Source organism: Okeania sp. SIO2C9 (genome assembly GCF_010672455.1).
Classification (GTDB): Bacteria; Cyanobacteriota; Cyanobacteriia; order Cyanobacteriales; family Microcoleaceae; genus Okeania.
On record NZ_JAAHGO010000116.1, the window covers coordinates 1 to 18157 of the forward strand.

Consider the following 18157-nt stretch of genomic DNA (forward strand, 5'->3'; position numbering starts at 1 on the left):
CTAGACAATGACAGCGCAACTACTCCCATTGATACTCCTGTCACCCTGAATATTGCTGATAACGATACTCCCATAGACCTCACTTCCATAGACCTCGATCCAGATACTCCAGGAATTCAGAAAACATTAGAAATACCAGAGCAAGGCACCTTTGAAGTAGATGATGATGGTAATGTGACATTCACTCCTTCTCCAGGATTTACAGGAGAAGTGAGTATTCCTTATGTAGCGGATGACCCTAATGGTAACCCTTTAGACCCTGCTAATATTTCTATTGATGTTATAGGGACTCCACCACCGACTCCAGCACCAACTCCAGCACCGACTCCAGCACCGACTCCAGCACCGACTCCAGCACCAACTCCAGCACCAACTCCAGCACCGACTCCAGCACCGACTCCAGCACCGACTCCAGCACCAACTCCAGCACCAACTCCAGCACCGACTCCAGCACCAACTCCAGCACCGACTCCAGCACCGACTCCAGAACCAACTCCAGCACCAACTCCAGCACCGACTCCAGCACCGACTCCAGAACCGACTCCAGCACCGACTCCAGAACCAACTCCAGAACCAACTCCAGAACCAACTCCAGAACCAACTCCAGCACCAACTCCAGAACCAACTCCAGAACCAACTCCAGAACCAACTCCAGAACCAACTCCAGAACCAACTCCAGAACCAACTCCAGAACCAACTCCAGAACCTACTCCTATAAATGAAGATCGCTCGTGTCCTCCTCCTCCAACTATAGAACTTGTAGATTTACCTATTTTACCCTCTATAGTTATCGACGAAACAAATCTATTTGAAGAATTATTCTTCGGTACAGAAGCAAGTGAATTGATTACAAATATCAGCATCAGACAAAGACAAGCTTTTGATGCTTTGGGTGGAAATGACACAGTAGAAGGTCTTGATAGCAATGATATTATTTATGGTGGTGAGGGTGAAGACTTAATTTTTGCTAACCGTGGTTCTGACTTTGTTAACGGCAAAGAACAAGAGGATATTATTAACTTAGGAAAAGAAGACGATACAGGTCGTGGTGGTAAGCAAGATGATGTTATTTGGGGTGATATTGGCAACGATCTCGTTCTAGGTGACAATGATGATGATACCCTCTGGGGTGGTACTGCTGGTGGTACTGACAAAGACTTTGCTGGTAGCGATACTATGAATGGTGGAAGGGGTAATGACTTCCTCAACGGCAACCGTCACAATGATATGCTCATGGGTGGTAAGGATAATGATGAAGTCCGTGGTGGAAAAGAATCAGATACTATTTTCGGACAGGAGGGGAACGACCTACTAATGGGTGAAAATGGTGACGATCAAATTGTTGGTGACCCTAGTTCAAGTTCATCAGAAGAGGAAGTAGGAGAAGATTCTGTTTATGGCGGTCGAGGTGACGATATCATGCAAGGCAGTCGTGGAAACGATCTCATGTACGGTGGTAAACAAGATGATTTCATCTATGGTGGTAAGGATGATGATTCAATTTTTGGCGACCAAGGAAACGATACCCTCTTAGGAGAGGAAGGAGATGATGTAATCTATGGTGGCAACAATAGTGTTACCGATCCTGATGTATCAGGACAAGACTTTATTTCTGGGGGTGTCGGAAATGACTTCCTCAGTGGTAACTATGCTGCAGATACTATCCTTGGTGGTGAAGACAATGATACTTCACGAGGTGGTAAGGGTGATGACTTAATATATGGTCAGTCAGGAGATGACCTTCTGTTTGGCGATCAAGGTAATGATACTCTCTGTGGTTGTGAGGGTAATGATACTCTCTATGGAGATAACCCAGGACTTTCAGCAGCAGTTGGCACACAAGATCAGCAAGACGAGTTGTTTGGTGGAGCAGGAGACGATCTGATATTTGGCAATCAAGGTGACGATCAATTATTTGGTGAAGGTGATAATGACACTATGTTAGGTGGTGAAGATAACGACAGCTTGTTTGGTTCATTAGGAAATGATTCTCTCCTGGGAGAAGCAGGTGATGACTTCTTTAGTGGTGGGGAAGGTGATGATACTTTCACTGGAGGTAGTGGTGGCGATCGCTTCCTAGTCAACTTTAACCAAGGAGTAGATATCATCACTGACTTCAATATTAATCAAGACTTCCTCGTATTAGGTGATGGACTTAGTATTGATGAACAGAGCTTAACAATTGAGACTGTGGGAGAAAACATTTCTATTCTTTGGAACGATCAACTTCTAGTAACTCTAGAAAATTTGTCTGCGACCTCAGAGCAAATAGCATCTCGCTTAACTACTCTCAATGATTCCTTTTTCATCTAACATCTAATAAATGAGAATAGTCTACAACCTCACATAATTTGAGGTAGGGGCATAGTATGGGTTATATTGTGCCCCTAAAGTTTGCACTACGCTTTAATGTTCCTTGTTATATCATGTCCGGTTGAATAGTGATATCAAATCCGGTAGCATCGGTTTCAACAATTAATAATGAATAATATCATGTCCGGTTGAATAGTTATAAATAAAAATGGAGGAGTTATGAGTTATGAGTTATGAGTTATGAGGAGGGAATTTTAAGCTATAAATGAAGAGAAAGTTTTTTTATCACGCTATTATCCGGACATGATATAATTACCTCTCCTTGAAAAGAAGAGGATTGACAAATTCATGAAAATTTTTCTTCACAGGAGTCGATTGGATATGGCGAGGAGACCTCGCCATCCCATCCTACGGAATGCTGCGCAAACGACCGCTTATTATCCCCTATCCAAGGGGAGGCGCATACCCACAATTTTTCGGTAATTAGATGGTGAGATGGGGAGATGGGGAGATAGGGAGATGGGGAGATAGGGAGATGGGGAGATAGGGAGATGGGGAGATCTAGAAATATTTGGTAATGGTTGAAGATGGAACATTTTTTACGTGCCGAATTAAACGGATTTGATATGATAAATAATAAGGGAGGAGTTAGAACTATCGTAATGATTAACTACAACAGCAATAATTAACTAAAAGCGATCGCCTTTTTTCCCAAAAGATAAAATTAGATACTTAAAAAATAGATTACAATTTAACAAACTTTTTTCCAGTCGATATGATTCGGTTGTATTAGCATTGTAGGTTGAGTGGCAGTAGTTAAGTCAAAATTATATTGTCCTATTATTAAATGAAACTGAATATTTAGGACTTAGTGACTGACAATGACACAATTAGTAGTAAATATTACTCTATAATCTATAATATTAATTTTCAACTATGAAAGAAATAGCACCTTATGGCTCTTGGAAATCTCCCATCACTGCTGATTTGATTGTGGCAGGGACAATTGGACTTAGCAGTATTGCCATTGATGGTGAGGATGTCTACTGGATCGAGGGACGACCCTCAGAAGGTGGACGAAATGTAATTGTTCGTCACACTCCAGATGGACAGACAACTGACATCACTCCCCCGCCTTTTAATGTCCGCACCAGAGTTCATGAATACGGAGGTGGTGCATTTTTGGTGACAGATGGCACGATTTATTTTTCTAATTTTGCTGACCAACGTCTCTACCGCCAAACATCAGATGCAGCTCCTCAACCTTTAACTCCAGAAGTAAACTGTCGTTATGCTGATGCTGTGATGGATAAACAGCGCGATCGCCTAATTTGTATTCAGGAAGATCATACTAAAGGAGGGGAAGCTATAAATAGGATAGTTAGTATCAGTATCGAAAATGAGGCAGATATTCAGATATTAGTGGAGGGTAATGATTTTTATGCTTCGCCACGTCTGAGTCCAGATGGTGAGCGACTTTGTTGGATAAGTTGGAATCATCCTAATATGCCTTGGGATGGTACTGAGTTATGGGTAGCTCAGATTAACGCAAATGGTTTATTAGGAGAAGCTCAATTAGTTGCAGGTGGCAAAGAAGAATCAATTTTTCAACCGGAATGGTCGCCAGAAGGAATTTTATATTTTGTTAGCGATCGCTCTAAATGGTGGAATATTTATCGCGTTTCAGGAACTGAAATGGTAAATATAGAGCCATTATATCCTTTAAATGCAGAGTTTGGAACGCCACAATGGGTATTTGGAATGTCTACTTATGGCTTTACAGCAGCAAATAAAATTATTTGCACTTTTACTCAGAATGGAATTTGGCATTTAGCAACTCTTAATACTACGAAAAAACATCTACAGCAAATAGAAATACCCTATACTTCTATGGGTTCTTTGAAAGCCAAAGGAGAGCAAGTTTATTTTCTGGGAAGTTCTCCAACAAAACCCACTGAAATTGTACAGATAAATCTATCTACAGGTGCTATTAAAATCTTAAAACGTTCTACAGATTTAGAGATTAATTCAGGTTATTTATCTATTCCTCAATCAATAGAATTTCCTACTGAAAATGGGAAGACTGCTTATGGTTTATTCTACCCACCAACTAACCAAGATTACACAGAAATAACATCAGAAAAACCACCTCTTTTAGTCAAAAGTCATGGTGGCCCTACGGCAGCAACTTCTAGTAGTTTAAGCTTAAAAATTCAATATTGGACAAGCCGTGGTTTTGCCCTACTTGATGTTAATTATGGAGGTAGCACTGGCTATGGACGAGAGTATCAGCAAAGACTAAAAGATAACTGGGGAATTGTTGATGTTGATGATTGTGTTAATGGCGCTCAATATTTAGCTAAACGGGGTTTAGTTGATAGTAATCGTATGGCTATTTCTGGTGGTAGTGCAGGAGGTTACACTACTTTATGTGCGTTAACTTTTAAGGATGTTTTTAAGGCTGGTGCTAGTTATTATGGAGTTAGCGATCTAGAGGCTTTAGCAACAGATACTCATAAGTTTGAATCTCGTTATTTAGATGGATTGATTGGGCCTTATCCTGAAAAAAAAGATTTATACAAACAGCGATCGCCTATTAACTTTACTGAGCTTTTGTCTTGTCCTGTGATTTTTTTCCAAGGTTTAGAAGATAAAATTGTGCCACCAAATCAAGCAGAAATAATGTTAAAAGCTTTAAAGCAAAAAGGATTATCAGTGGCTTATGTTGCCTTTCCAGAAGAACAACATGGGTTTCGTCGTTCAGAGAATATTAAACGAGCTTTAGATGGGGAATTTTATTTTTACTCCCGTGTATTTGGATTTACACCTGCTGATAATTTACAGGAGGTAGAAATTATTAATCTCTAGGAAGAAGAAGGTGGTAGGTAGTAGGTTTTAGCTTGTAGGTAACGACATTTTACCTCATAATTTTAGGTTTAAAGGAGAGACTTTAAAACGGAAAAGCGGTTGAGGGATAGCGAAGAGACCCACTCTTGCAGAGCCACTCCGCTTTTTCCTACCGGAATGTTGCACAAATATGTCGGCGTTTTCGGCTGTAGCTTTAGTTCCTCATATCAAACCCGGTTAAACAGTTTGGTTAAGTCAGGAGTCAGAACTCAGGTAGGGGAGCCGTCAGTAGGGCAACGTACAGGAGGAGAGAGAATCACTTTGACTTAGTAGTCATGACAATTGGAGATTTTTTTTATGTCCAATCAAACGTATTTGATATCATACAATAGTTATAAATTAAGTGAGCAAGGAGTAGGGAGCAGGAGGAGAAAAAAGGTAAAGAAGAATTAAGATAGGAGAAAATTTTTTATCGCTAATTAAGCAGACATAAATATAATTCCCTCTTTTAAAGCAGTTTCCCCTTTTTTATATCAAGTCTAATTAATTAGCCATAATCACAATGTTCTTCTCTTGAGAGAGAATATTTTTTCGGTGTGGAATGCTCCGCAAACAAAATTCCCTTTGTTCTCTACTCCCTACTTCCTAAATTTTTTATTGTGGTTATTCAAAGAAACATGATATTAAAGAGAGTCAGGAGGAATTTATCAGATATAGCGCCACACATTAAAAAATCAAGTTCGTCTTACACCTCACGAGGGGACCTAAAAATTACCGAAAAATTAAGGTATAAAGCCTCTCCATTCATGAAGAAAAAAGCGGTCGTTTGCGTTTGCGATAGCATTCCGTAAGGAAAGCATTCCGTAGGATGGGATGGCTCCGAAACCTGCGCTGTCCGACCATCGACCAAGAGAAGAAAAAAATTCCTTTTAACCCAATCCTCTTCTTTTCAAGGAGAGGTAATTCGCGCATTCGCGCATTCGCGCATTCTTGAAGCACTCGATGTATGATTTTAACGGTATAACTTTAGAATGATTGAAGTATTTCACATCTTTATTAAAATAGTTTGATATCCTAGGTTATTCGTCTAAAATTTACAACATTTTTCAAGTATTTTTAAACTTATAATTCAGGGTGAATTTATGCACAAAATTTTATTAATAACGATTATTTTAAATCTGATAATATGGATATATTTATTACTTTTTAGAGGCAAATTTTGGTTAGCAGATCGACGATTATTACCAATATCAGAAACAGAAATTAGAAAAATTCAATATTGGCCGTCAATTTCTGCGATTATTCCTGCTAGAAATGAAGCAAAATTATTGAGAACGACACTAAAATCCTTATTAAATCAAGATTATCCAGGGAATTTCAAGATTATATTGGTGGACGACAATAGCAAAGATAATACAGCTAATGTGGCGAATTTTATAGCTCAAAAAAATGATGATTTAACTAAACTAGAAGTAATTTCAGCAGGAAATTTATCTAGTGGTTGGAGTGGAAAATTATGGGCAATTAATCAAGGAATTAATTATGCAAAACAACAAACTCCAGCCCCAGATTATTTTCTTTTTACTGATGCAGATATTGAACATAGCTCCACAAATATTCGTCAACTTATTATTAAAGCGGAACAAGAAAATTTAGCCTTAGTTTCTTTAATGGTGAAGCTGCAATGCCAAACTTTAACGGAAGAATTAATGATTCCGGCATTTGTATTTTTTTTCCAAAAATTATATCCATTTAGATGGGTAAATAATCCGCAAAATTCTACTGCTGCAGCTGCTGGAGGTTGTATATTAATTCGTAACCAAGTTTTAGATGAAATTGGAGGAATAGAAGTTATTAGAAATGCTTTAATAGATGATTGTTCTTTAGCTACAGCAGTCAAACAAAAATCAACAAATAAAAAGATTTGGTTAGGGTTAACTTCAGACACGAAAAGTAGACGTTCCTATCCTGATTTATTTAGTATTTGGAGTATGATTGTTCGTACTGCTTTTACTCAGCTAAATTATTCACCACTGCTGTTAGTCGCAACAGTAATAGGGATGAAATTAATTTATTTAGTTCCCTCATTAGGAATAATTTTAGGAGTAATTTTTAGTTGGTGGGAAATAGTAGCGATCGCTTTTTTGGCAAGAATATTAATGTTTTTAGCTTACTTACCTATTGTCAGATTTTATCAACTTTCACCAATCTATGCAATGAGTTTACCAACTGTTGCTTTGATCTATACATTAATTACCATAGATTCAGCTTGGCGACACTTGCGAGGGCGGGGTAGTCATTGGAAAGGACGAACTTATTCACCAGAAAAATCTCAACAATAAACGTAAGCATTCAGCAGTCAGCAGTCAGCTATTAGCTATCAGTTATCAGTTATTAACTTATTATCTTAGAAGGAGAATTCAAAATTATGTTTGGGCAGCATTCCACAGGAAAGAAAAAAGGGCGTTGGTGAAGCGCGTGTATGATATTAATCGCGCATTATTTAGGAGTCAACCCACCCCTAATACCAATTTGATCAACGTTTGTTACAAATAGTAGAGACGTTGCATGCAACGTCCGTACGAAAGAAGGAAGAAGCAAGAAGGAAGAAGGAATAAATATTGAAAAAAAAGGGAAAACGATAGATATAACCATCTAAAATTAATTGGAGAAGTTATTTTTAAGCAGATCCGATCGAGATGTAGTTTTTATAGCATTCTTTTTTCAAACTGGTATAACCCCTCCCAGGAGGGGAAGGACTGAGTCAGGAGAGAAGAAAGAAGAAGAAAGAGTAGTAGAAGGAGAGAGTTTTTTTGTTCGCGCTCTTATCCGGACAAGATATCATACCTCTTTTCACCAACGCCGAAAAAAGTAACAAGCTAACCTTAATAAGTTATTACGTTCATGCATCTGTTTGCGGAGCATTCCGTAGGAAATGCTAATAGCTGTTTGCGCAGAATTCCGCAGGAAATACTTGTCAATAAACAAATTTATTGATATAAATCATAGTAAGTTTCAGGTATTTGAACCACACAATAAAAAAATACAACCTTCTTCTTGCTTCTTGCTTCTTGCTTCTTCCCTCTTCCCTCTTCCTTTTTCCATAAAATTAAATACAATGGTATTAAGTCAATCAGCTATAAACAATGAATAATAACCCACAAAATAAGTCTTTTGATAATTTAATCTCTAGCGGACAATCTACATCTACTCCAAAGGATACAGAAACTCTGAAAAAATTGCAGCTTCTCAAAGCTAAACTTACCAATAATAACTCCCAAGAACAAAGAATAGCTGCTGTTAGAGAAGCACTTAAATTTGGTTTTGAAGGCATAAAACTTGTTACGCCAATTGTTCAAACAGAAACAGGAATAGTGCAATGGACAGCACATAATTTACTCTGGGAAAAAGCCACAGAAAAACAAAAAGAAGAATTATTACAATATCCTCGCTCCGTTGCTTTACCAGAATTAGTTAATCAAGGGATGAAAAAACGTTTAGGGCGTGGATTTATTACAGATATAATACCTTTAAAAAATAATTTAATTCTTGTCTGTAGTGCTGGTGGTGCCACCTTGTTTCACATAGGTTTGAGTGAAAATATATTATGGGAAATAGACTGCCCTGCTAGGTGTGGTGCTATTAATTCTCGTCATAACTTGCTAGCTATAGGAGCAGATCCAAATATATATTTATGGAATTTACGCACAGGTCAATTATTAGCAGAATTAAAAGGACATATTTCTCCAATTAACAATGTTGCTTTCTCACCAGATGGCAAAATATTAGCATCAGGCAGTTGGGATGAAACTGTACGTCTCTGGGATGTTGCTTCTGGCAAACAAATACAAGTTCTCCAAGAAAATATTAAACGAGTCGAAACAGTTGCTTTTTCCCCAGATGGCAAAATACTAGCATCAGGCAGTTGGGATGAAACTGTACGTTTGTGGGATGTTGCCACTGGCAAACAAATACGACTGTTGTCAGGGCATCAAGGTCGGGTGACAATGGTGGCTTTTTCTCCAGATGGCAAAATATTAGCATCAGGCAGTTGGGATGAAACTGTACGTCTCTGGGATGTTGCTTCTGGTCAATTACTGCTAGTTTTACAGGGTCATAGTTGTAAAATATATGATCTTGCATTCTCTCCAGATAGCAAATTATTAGTATCCGCAGGTGATGAACACAATTTGCGCTTATGGGATGTAACTACAGGAAAACAGTTACAACTAATTACGGGACATACAAGTTTTGTTAACAGTGTTGCTTTCTCCCCCGATGGCAGTTTATTAATATCAGGCAGTGGAGATGAAACTGTGCGTTTATGGAATGTTAACACTGGGGAATTAGAACACTTAATTCAGGGGTTTATGAATAGAGTAGAAAGTATTGCTTTTTCTCCCGACAGCAAAACCTTAGTATCAGGAAGTTGGGATAAAAACATCCGCTTATGGAATACTACTTCTGGGGAACAACTACGCATTCTCAAAGGACATGAAAGTTTAATCGGTAGTTTGGCTTTTTCCCCAGATGGTAAGTTATTAGCATCTGCTAGTGATGATACTAACGTGCGTTTGTGGAATGCTATTACTGGAAAACAAATACGAGTTTTGACAGGACATACAGATGTAGTTAAAAGTGTAGCTTTTTCTGCCAGTGGCAAGTTACTAGCATCTGGTAGTCGCGAAGAAACATTAATATTATGGGATGTATTTACTGGTAGGAAGTTAGCACTGCTCGCAGGCCATGAAGATTTAGTCTGGAGTGTTGTTTTTTCCAAAGATGGTAAAATGTTGGCATCTGGAAGTGCTGATAAAACAGTCCGGTTATGGAATACTAGCAATGGTAAACCTCTGAAAATTTTCAATGGACATACAATGTATGTTAAAACAGTTGCCTTTTCCCCAGATGGTAAGTTATTAGCATCTGCAGGTGGAGAGAAAACTATACGGTTGTGGGATATTGCCACGGGAAAAATGAGCAGACTGTTAATAGGACATCAGAGTATAATTAATCGAGTTGCTTTTTCTGCTGATGGTAAAATATTGGCGTCTGGAAGTGATGACCAAACTGTTCGTTTATGGGATGTTAGTACTGGTAAGTCCCTGAGAATTTTATTTGGACATACTAATATTGTTAATAGTATTGCATTTTCTCCAAATGGCAACTTTTTGGCATCTAGTGGTCGCTACGGTGTTGTTCGTTTGTGGCAAGTTAGTTAATCAGAACGCACCGACTACCTCCTGTGTAATTCTCTGTTTCTCCTGACTACTCTCTAGTTTCCCACTCCCCCACTCCCTAAAAAGACTTTTTCAGCAAACCCTAATTATTCAAACGGACATGGTAATTGTTAATTATTAATTATTAATTATTAATTATTCATTGTTGAACACTGCCACTGGGGATTTGTCTTCAGTAATTGAGTAATTTTTTCTGCTTCTAGAGGTTTAGAAAATAAAAATCCTTGACCAAAGTCACATTTTAATTTTTTTAGTTGTTTGAATTGTATAGGTGTTTCTATACCTTCAGCAACTACATTCATTCTCATAGTTTTAGCAATACTAATAATTGCTGGAACAAGTCCTAAATCAGTCGATTTATCATCAATTGACCAGATAAAAGAGCGGTCTATTTTGAGGGTATCTACAGGAAATAAATGTAAATAACTGAGTGAAGAATAACCAGTACCAAAATCATCTATACACAGTTTTATATATCTTTCTCTAAGTTTTTTGAGTAATATATCAGCAGTTTTTGTATTTTCCATTATAGCACTTTCTGTAATTTCTAATTTAATATTTTGAGGATTTACTTGTGTTTCTGTCAGAATTTTATCGACTTGTTCAATCAAATTTGGTTGGGCAAATTGTCGTACTGATAAATTAATACTCATCGTCAGAGGATAATCAGTAATTTTTTGCTGCTGCCATTTGTATAGCTGATGACACGCCTCCCGCATTACTAAATTGCCAAGGGGGTTAATTAAACCTGTTTCTTCTGCTATCGGAATAAATAATCCTGGTGAAACTATACCACGTTGAGGATGATACCAACGTACCAGTGCTTCAAAACCTGTTATTTTACCTGTATTAAATTCAATAATTGGTTGATAATAAACAATAAATTCTTGTTGATTAATTGCTCGGCGTAAGTCTGTTTCTAACTGCAAAAGTTGGAGAGCAGAATTATGCATTTCTGGAGTGAAGATATGATACCTTGCTTTCCCTGATGCTTTAGCTTGATACATTGCTGTGTCTGCATCTCTTAATAAATATTCTGGTTTTTCATAGTTATTATTGCCTAAAGTAATGCCAATACTAGCATTAATAAAAACTTCATGTCTGAGCAGCTTAAATGGATAAGATAGAAGTTCAAATATTTGATTTGCTAAGTTCACAGCAGGATCTATATCTTGAATATTGATTTGTAGAATACCAAATTCATCTCCTCCTAGTCTTGCTAAGGTATCTTCTGGTTTAAGTACTTTTTGTAAGCGACCAGAAATTGCTATGAGTAATTCATCTCCTACTAGATGGCCAAGAGAATCATTAACTACTTTAAAGCGATCGCAATCTAGAAACATCACGGCAAACTTATATTCTGAATTGACTTGAGTATAATCAAGAGCTTGTTTTAGACGGTCCATGAATAAAACCCGATTTGCTAATCCTGTCAAACTATCGTGAAGCGCCATTTCAAGTAATTTGGCATTAGCTTCCTCTAGCTGCTTTGTACGCTCTTGCACTCTCATTTCTAGTTGAGTATTGAGTAGGAGAACTTCTTTTTCTGCAGCTTGTAGTGATAATTGATTTTGAATTCGGATTAAAACTTCTTCTAGGTGAAATGGTTTAGTAATATAATCTACCCCTCCTACTTTAAATGCTTTAACTTTATCAATTACATCATCAAGTGCGCTGAGGAAAATTATCGGAATTTCACAGGTCTGAGGATTATTTTTTAACTGTTGACAAACTTCATAGCCATCTACCTGTGGCATCATAATATCTAGCAAAATGAGATTGGGGGGTGCAGTGTTTACCGCCCTCAGTGCCATTTGTCCACTAATTGCCTTGCGAACATTATACCCTTGCTTTGTTAGCATTCGGGATAAAAGGCGCAAGTTTTCTGGCGTATCATCAACAATTAGGATATCTGCTGGAGTTTTGTTCATATTTAGTATTTTATCTTGTTGTTTTGAATTTTCCATTGTTAATTATTTAGAGCTTTCTGAATGTTTTGTTAAATCTATAATTATGTCAAATCGAAAGTCTTCAACCAAATCATTTAAGGCTGTAGTAAGAGTTTTCTCTTCTTGGGGAATTTGCTTAAGCAGTTGGAAAATTTCATCATCAGAACCCATAGATGCAGCATGGTTTAATTTTTTGATCCACTCTAAAGACATCTTAGCAATCCTAGCAGTTATTTCAGAATAATTTAGTATTTTTTCTGGAGAATTTTGATTGATATTTTCATTGTTAATTTTTTTTGTTGCATAAATATATTTTGCCTCTAAATGTTTGCCAATTGTTCTTAATAATTCTGACTCTCGAAATGGCTTTCTCACAAAATCATCACATCCTACTGATAAAATTGTACGTTTGTCTTCTTCAAATGCACTAGCAGTAAGAGCAATAATTTTAGTCGCTCCATCTTTTAATTGATTTCTAATATTTGTAGTTGCTTCATAGCCATTCATTACAGGCATTCGCATATCCATTAAGATTAAGTGAGGTTGCCAACTATGCCAAATTTCTATGGCTTGTTTACCATTCTCAGCTTCTTGAACAGCAAAGCCAACAGATGTAAGTAACTTGACCAATAACAAACGATTAGTATTTCTATCCTCCGCAATTAAAATACGATATTGAGGTTGGTCAAAGTCCAGACCAATAATTATTTCTTCTGAATATTTATTTTCTGTTGTTAAAGATGCTTCTACTATCTCTGCTTGAATATCAAAAGTAAATTTACTTCCCTTACCAACTATACTATTTACAGTTATTTCTCCCTTCATTAATTGTACAAATTTTTGACTAATTGCTAAACCTAAACCCGTCCCTTCTTTGGATTCATAACCAGTTAAAGTTTGACTAAAAGGCTTGAATAATTTATTTAACTCATTTGAAGCAATACCCTTTCCAGTATCTGTGATGGAAAAAATAATCTGAGCCACAGAGGAGTATGTTTCTAGTTCCTCATCTTTCATATGAGTGACTAAGGAAATATTAAGTGTAATGCTGCCTTTTTTTGTGAATTTAATGGCATTACTAATGAGATTAATTAATACTTGACGTAATTTATTTTCATCAGTTTTAATCCATTCAGGAATTGCTGAAGAACGCTCAAATTTTAACTCTAAGCCTTTTAATTGAGCTTTTAACTGTAACATTTTTTCCAAGCCATCTAATAGACTATGAAAATTAAAATTATTTTCATTTAGTTCTATTCGTCCCGATTCTATTTTTGACATTTCAAGAATATCATTAATTAATGCTAGTAAATGTTCTCCACTATGACTAATAATTTCTAGATATTTTTGATGATCTAAAGATAAATTTTCATCCCTATTCATTAGTTGAGTAAAACCAAGAATAGCATTTAGAGGTGTGCGTAATTCATGGCTCATATTAGCCAGAAATTCACTTTTCGCATAATTGGCTGCATCAGCATTTTCTTTTGCCTGTTTCAATTCTGCTGCTTGTCTTTGGGTATAAGTAAGTAGTTCTGCTTGCTGCACAGCTACTCCTAACTGAGTGCCTATTTGAACCACTAGACTAATTTCTGATTCTTGCCATGAGCGCGGACCTGTATTTTGATAAATTGCTAATAGTCCCCATAACTGAGTACCAGAAAATATCGGAACAGTAATATAAGCTCTTACTTGAAATTGCTCTAAGAATTCTAGGTAACATGAATCAAATCCAGATTTGTAAATATCTGCTACGGATGTATATTTTATTCCTTGACTATAAACACCGCCTTGAGTCTCTTGTAGATAAGTGTCGGTATATTGTACCGTCTGATTAACACTGGCAAAAGTTTTAACTACACATTCATTTTTATCGACTGCTACTTCGGATGCTAAGGAACGCTTTTGTGATGCTAATACAGAAGTCCATTTCTGGTCTACCGACTCAGCCACAAATTCCCCACTCCAGTCAGGATGGAATTGATAGACAACACAGCGATCGCCTTTAACTACCTGTCGTAGTGCTTCAGTTGTAGCTTTGAAGATTGTTTCTAAATCTATAGACTGGTGCATTTTCTGAATTACTGTAGCTAGAGCAGACTCTCGCTCTGCTGTTTGTCGGAGGGTTAACTCAATTTGTTTTTGTTGCGTTATATCTCGAATCACACCAACTAATACTTGATTACCAAAGCTATCAGTAGTGGAAACCTTTTTTGTTGATAGATAATGAACTTTACCAGCAATATTTGTTAATTTTGTTTCACTTTCCTGTTCTATTCCATTCTCAAAGACAATGCTGTCATTTCTCCAAAAAACATCTGCTTCAGATTTTTGGAAAAATTCGTAGTCAGATTTGCCAAGCAACTCTTTTTGCGAAGCTCCGACCATCTGACAAAAAGCATTATTAACAATTTGCCAACGGTGCTGGCGGTCTTTAACAAATATGGGGTCAGCTACTGAGTTAATAACTCGCTCCAAAAACTTTTGGCTAGCTTGTAGTTTAGCTTCTGCTAGTTTACTTCCAGTAATGTCGGTAGCTGTACCAATGATTTGTTTGACTCCTCCTGACTCTGTTCTACTAAAGATGGTCTCTCTACTAAATAGCCATATCCATTTCCCTTTGCGACATCTTATTTGATATTCAAATTCAAAGATATCACCATCTGCTCCCATCATAATTTTTTGATGGTATTGAGGCATTCTCGCAAAATCATCGGGGTGCATCAAATTTTGTAATAAATTTTCCCCCATTTCTTGAATTTCTGATTCTGTATAGCCAAGCATATCTTGAATTGAACGATTAGTATAGACATTTTTCTGCTCAACTAGGTCGTATATGTACAGAAGACTGGGACAAGTATGGGTGATTTTTTCGACTAAACGTTGGCTTGAGCTTAATGCTGCTTCTGCTTGTTTGCGGTCGTGTGATTCTATTGCTAGAGCTGTCATATATGCCATATAACTAGCAAAATTTTGTTCTTCTATCGTCCAATTTCTTTGAGTTTGAGTTTGCTCTAAACAAATAACTCCGACAATTTTGCCCTGTAGATGAATGGGAGAATCTAACATTGAATAAATTGAAAGTGGTGTTAGATAGGAATCACTGAATTCTTGAGTTCTACGGTCTTTATGAGCATCTGAAGCAGCGATTAATTTTTCTGTTTCTATAGCTTCAAAGTATTGAGGATAGTTATCTTTAGAAAGAATTATTCCTTGACTATGTTTATCTAGACTCATTTCATATAAATCAGCACATTTAATTTCTGATTTATCGTCATTATAAAACCACACACTTACTCTTTCTATATTCAGGGTGTGGCTGCCTAATTTAGTTATTTCGGCTAGAGCTGCACTAAGATTTCCTTTGTATAAATTTTGGCTTTTTGCTAATTTTAATAAACCTGATTGTGTTTTTTTTAAAATTGTTTCACTATTTTTTAAAGCTAATTCTGCCGTTTTTCTTTCATTTATTTCTATTGCCAGGACGGCATTGATTTGAACTAATTCCGAAGTACGTTTTTGCAAATTTTTAGTTGCTAATTTAACTCTTTTTTCTAATTCATCATAAGCTTTTTGGAGCTGAAATTCTGCTTTTTTACGTTGTAATTCTGCTGTCACCCTAGCAGCAAATACTCGCATAATGGCTATAGCATTTTCAGGGTTATCTAAAGTTTGATCGTTATTAATACATAATGCTCCTATTACTTGTTCTTGTTCATTTATTAATGGTACTCCTAAATAACAAGCTGCTCCCATTGCAACTAACCTAGATGCTTTGGGAAAAATTTTCTGAACTTGGTCAGGATAAAACTTGAGTTTTGCTTCTCTAATGACAGGTTCACAAGGAGTTCCTTCGATTTTATACTTGATATTTTTTGCCAAGTTTCCTTTAGCAAAAAACGCTACTGTTTGGAGTTCTTCTGAACTATCTTCTGGAAATTGTGATACAAATGCGTGCCTAACATTCAAAGCTTTTGCTAAATGTTGAACTAGAGCAGAAAAGAATTTTTCTCCTGTAACTGAAGCTGTACCAACAATCAAGTTTTTTAGAGTATTTTCAGCTTTTACTCTTTGACTTACTTCTATTTCTAATTGTTGATTAATGGCTCCTAGTTGACCAGGATTTGGTAAGGCCAGCGCTAGAGGAATAATTTGCACTAGAGCAATGGCAGTGTATACTGATATTAAAGCAGTAAAGGCTTTGATCAGCCCTGATATCCAGTATGCTGGATGCCAAAGAATCCAGGCTTCCATCAGGTGACCTGTGCCACAGGAAATAATAAAAGCTCCAAACAAGAAAAATATCCGTTTAAATGGGACATCTGTTCGCTGGCGGAGAAAGTATATTAATATAATTGGTATGGAGTAGTAAGCCAAACCAATCAGAAGATCGCTAAGAAGATGTAACCAGATAAGTTGAGACTGCCACAGATAACACTGACCATGAGGCATATATTGGTTTGATGAAAATAAAGTTATTAATACTTCCCACATAATAGAATACCGATTAAGTATCAACACAACAAGATCTACATTTTAATAGAATGATTAATATTGATCAGTTACATTATATCTAAATCAACTCAATTCAATAAACCACACAGTGGGAATACTGAAATAAACTTATCTATATATATATATGGAAATATTTAAGGAAAAATAGGAGAGATATTATCAATCATCTCTCATCTCAAATTTATTAGAATCTGTATAATTCGTTAAGAGTCAGAATTCAGGAGGGAAGAGAATTAAAAATATTTAGTAATTAATTATGGAGATCGGACAATTTTTTTATACCTAATTAAACAAAATTGAGAAAGCTAATAATAATTTTCTGAATTTGGTCAGAACCGAATATTTTTTTAAAAGCATAATCGGTTTTTGGACTAATAAATCTCATAGTAAACTCCGATTTAATTCTAATTTTCAACCTACTTAGATACCAACCAATTTGATAAATCATCGAAAATAGTAAAATCAAAAATATCCTCGCTCAAATTTTATAACTCCTCCAAATAAAAATCTGAAAAATCAGTTTTCAGATTTTATGGAACTTCGATTTAATCTTGTTTTCCCCATGATAAATAATGGCATTTATCAAGCTAATTATAATTTCCTGACTTTGATCGGAACCGAATATTTTTTTAAAAGCATAATCGGTTTTTGGACTAATAAACCTCATAAAAATTTAACTTCCTAGTTGAATTTTAATTGTTACCTGAAATTTCCCTTGCGGTCAAATAGCTGACTGGCAAAATTATACCGATTTGGAAAAAGAATTTTACGAATTAATTTGGGCAGTTAAAATACTTTAAAGGAGATGCCTCTTGGACTAAGCGGTGCGACCCCGCGACGACGCCAGCTCGCTTGCGGAACGCACACCAAGAGAAAAAGATAAATTACAACTTAATAAATAGTATCAAAGTTATTCATTCTGACTCGCTTACTTCCTATCCTGGTATGTGTTAGGGGTGGGTTTACTCCTAAGAAATAACCTAGTTATATCATGTCCGGTAGCATCGGTATTGTATAGCAAAGGTAGGCAACAGCTCATCTGGCAACAGGCAGGAAGGCTTAATATCAAATCCGGTAGCATCGGTGTAATTAGATGGGGAGATTGGGAGATGGGGAGATTGGGAGATGGGGAGTGTGGGAGATGGGGAGATGGGGAGTGTGGGAGATGGGGAGATTGGGAGATGGGGAGATGGGGAGATTGGGAGATTGGGAGATGGGGAGATGGGGAGATTGGGAGATGGGGAGATGGGGAGATTGGGAGATGGGGAGATTGGGAGATGGGGAGATGGGGAG

The 18157-nt window shown here is 36.7% G+C and carries 6 protein-coding genes and 3 pseudogenes; 5 read left to right on the forward strand and 4 right to left on the reverse strand.

Annotated elements, in window-relative coordinates; all coding sequences use genetic code 11:
- The 4 genes from F6K23_RS37400 to F6K23_RS37415 form a co-directional block, all read left to right on the forward strand.
- Positions 1-2313, forward strand: a 2313-nt coding sequence (locus F6K23_RS37400) for an Ig-like domain-containing protein (RefSeq protein ID WP_293165818.1), incomplete at its 5' end; no start/stop codon positions are given.
- Between the two features lie 936 nt (positions 2314-3249).
- Positions 3250-5181, forward strand: coding sequence for a S9 family peptidase (locus F6K23_RS37405; protein ID WP_293165820.1), 1932 nt, complete (start codon positions 3250-3252; stop codon positions 5179-5181).
- A 1121-nt stretch (positions 5182-6302) separates the two neighbouring features.
- On the forward strand, positions 6303-7502 hold the full coding sequence (locus F6K23_RS37410) for a glycosyltransferase (protein WP_293165822.1): 1200 nt from the start codon (positions 6303-6305) through the stop codon (positions 7500-7502).
- 804 nt (positions 7503-8306) lie between these two features.
- On the forward strand, positions 8307-10382 hold the full coding sequence (locus F6K23_RS37415) for a WD40 repeat domain-containing protein (RefSeq protein WP_293165824.1): 2076 nt from the start codon (positions 8307-8309) through the stop codon (positions 10380-10382).
- Between the two features lie 149 nt (positions 10383-10531).
- On the opposite strand, the gene F6K23_RS37420 is transcribed toward F6K23_RS37415, so the two are convergent.
- The 4 genes and pseudogenes from F6K23_RS37420 to F6K23_RS37435 all read right to left on the reverse strand — a co-directional run.
- Positions 10532-12331, reverse strand: coding sequence for a GGDEF domain-containing response regulator (locus tag F6K23_RS37420; RefSeq protein WP_293165828.1), 1800 nt, complete (start codon positions 12329-12331; stop codon positions 10532-10534).
- Positions 12332-12373: 42 nt separating this feature from the next.
- A complete protein-coding gene (locus F6K23_RS37425; RefSeq protein WP_293165826.1) occupies positions 12374-16843 on the reverse strand; it encodes a GAF domain-containing protein in 4470 nt (1489 codons plus the stop codon).
- Between the two features lie 316 nt (positions 16844-17159).
- A pseudogene (locus F6K23_RS37430) lies at positions 17160-17249 on the reverse strand (PD-(D/E)XK nuclease family transposase); the annotation flags it as partial.
- 159 nt (positions 17250-17408) lie between these two features.
- A pseudogene (locus F6K23_RS37435) lies at positions 17409-17531 on the reverse strand (PD-(D/E)XK nuclease family transposase); the annotation flags it as partial.
- 426 nt (positions 17532-17957) lie between these two features.
- Here F6K23_RS37435 and F6K23_RS37440 point away from each other — a divergent pair.
- Positions 17958-18157: pseudogene (locus F6K23_RS37440) on the forward strand (hypothetical protein); the annotation flags it as partial.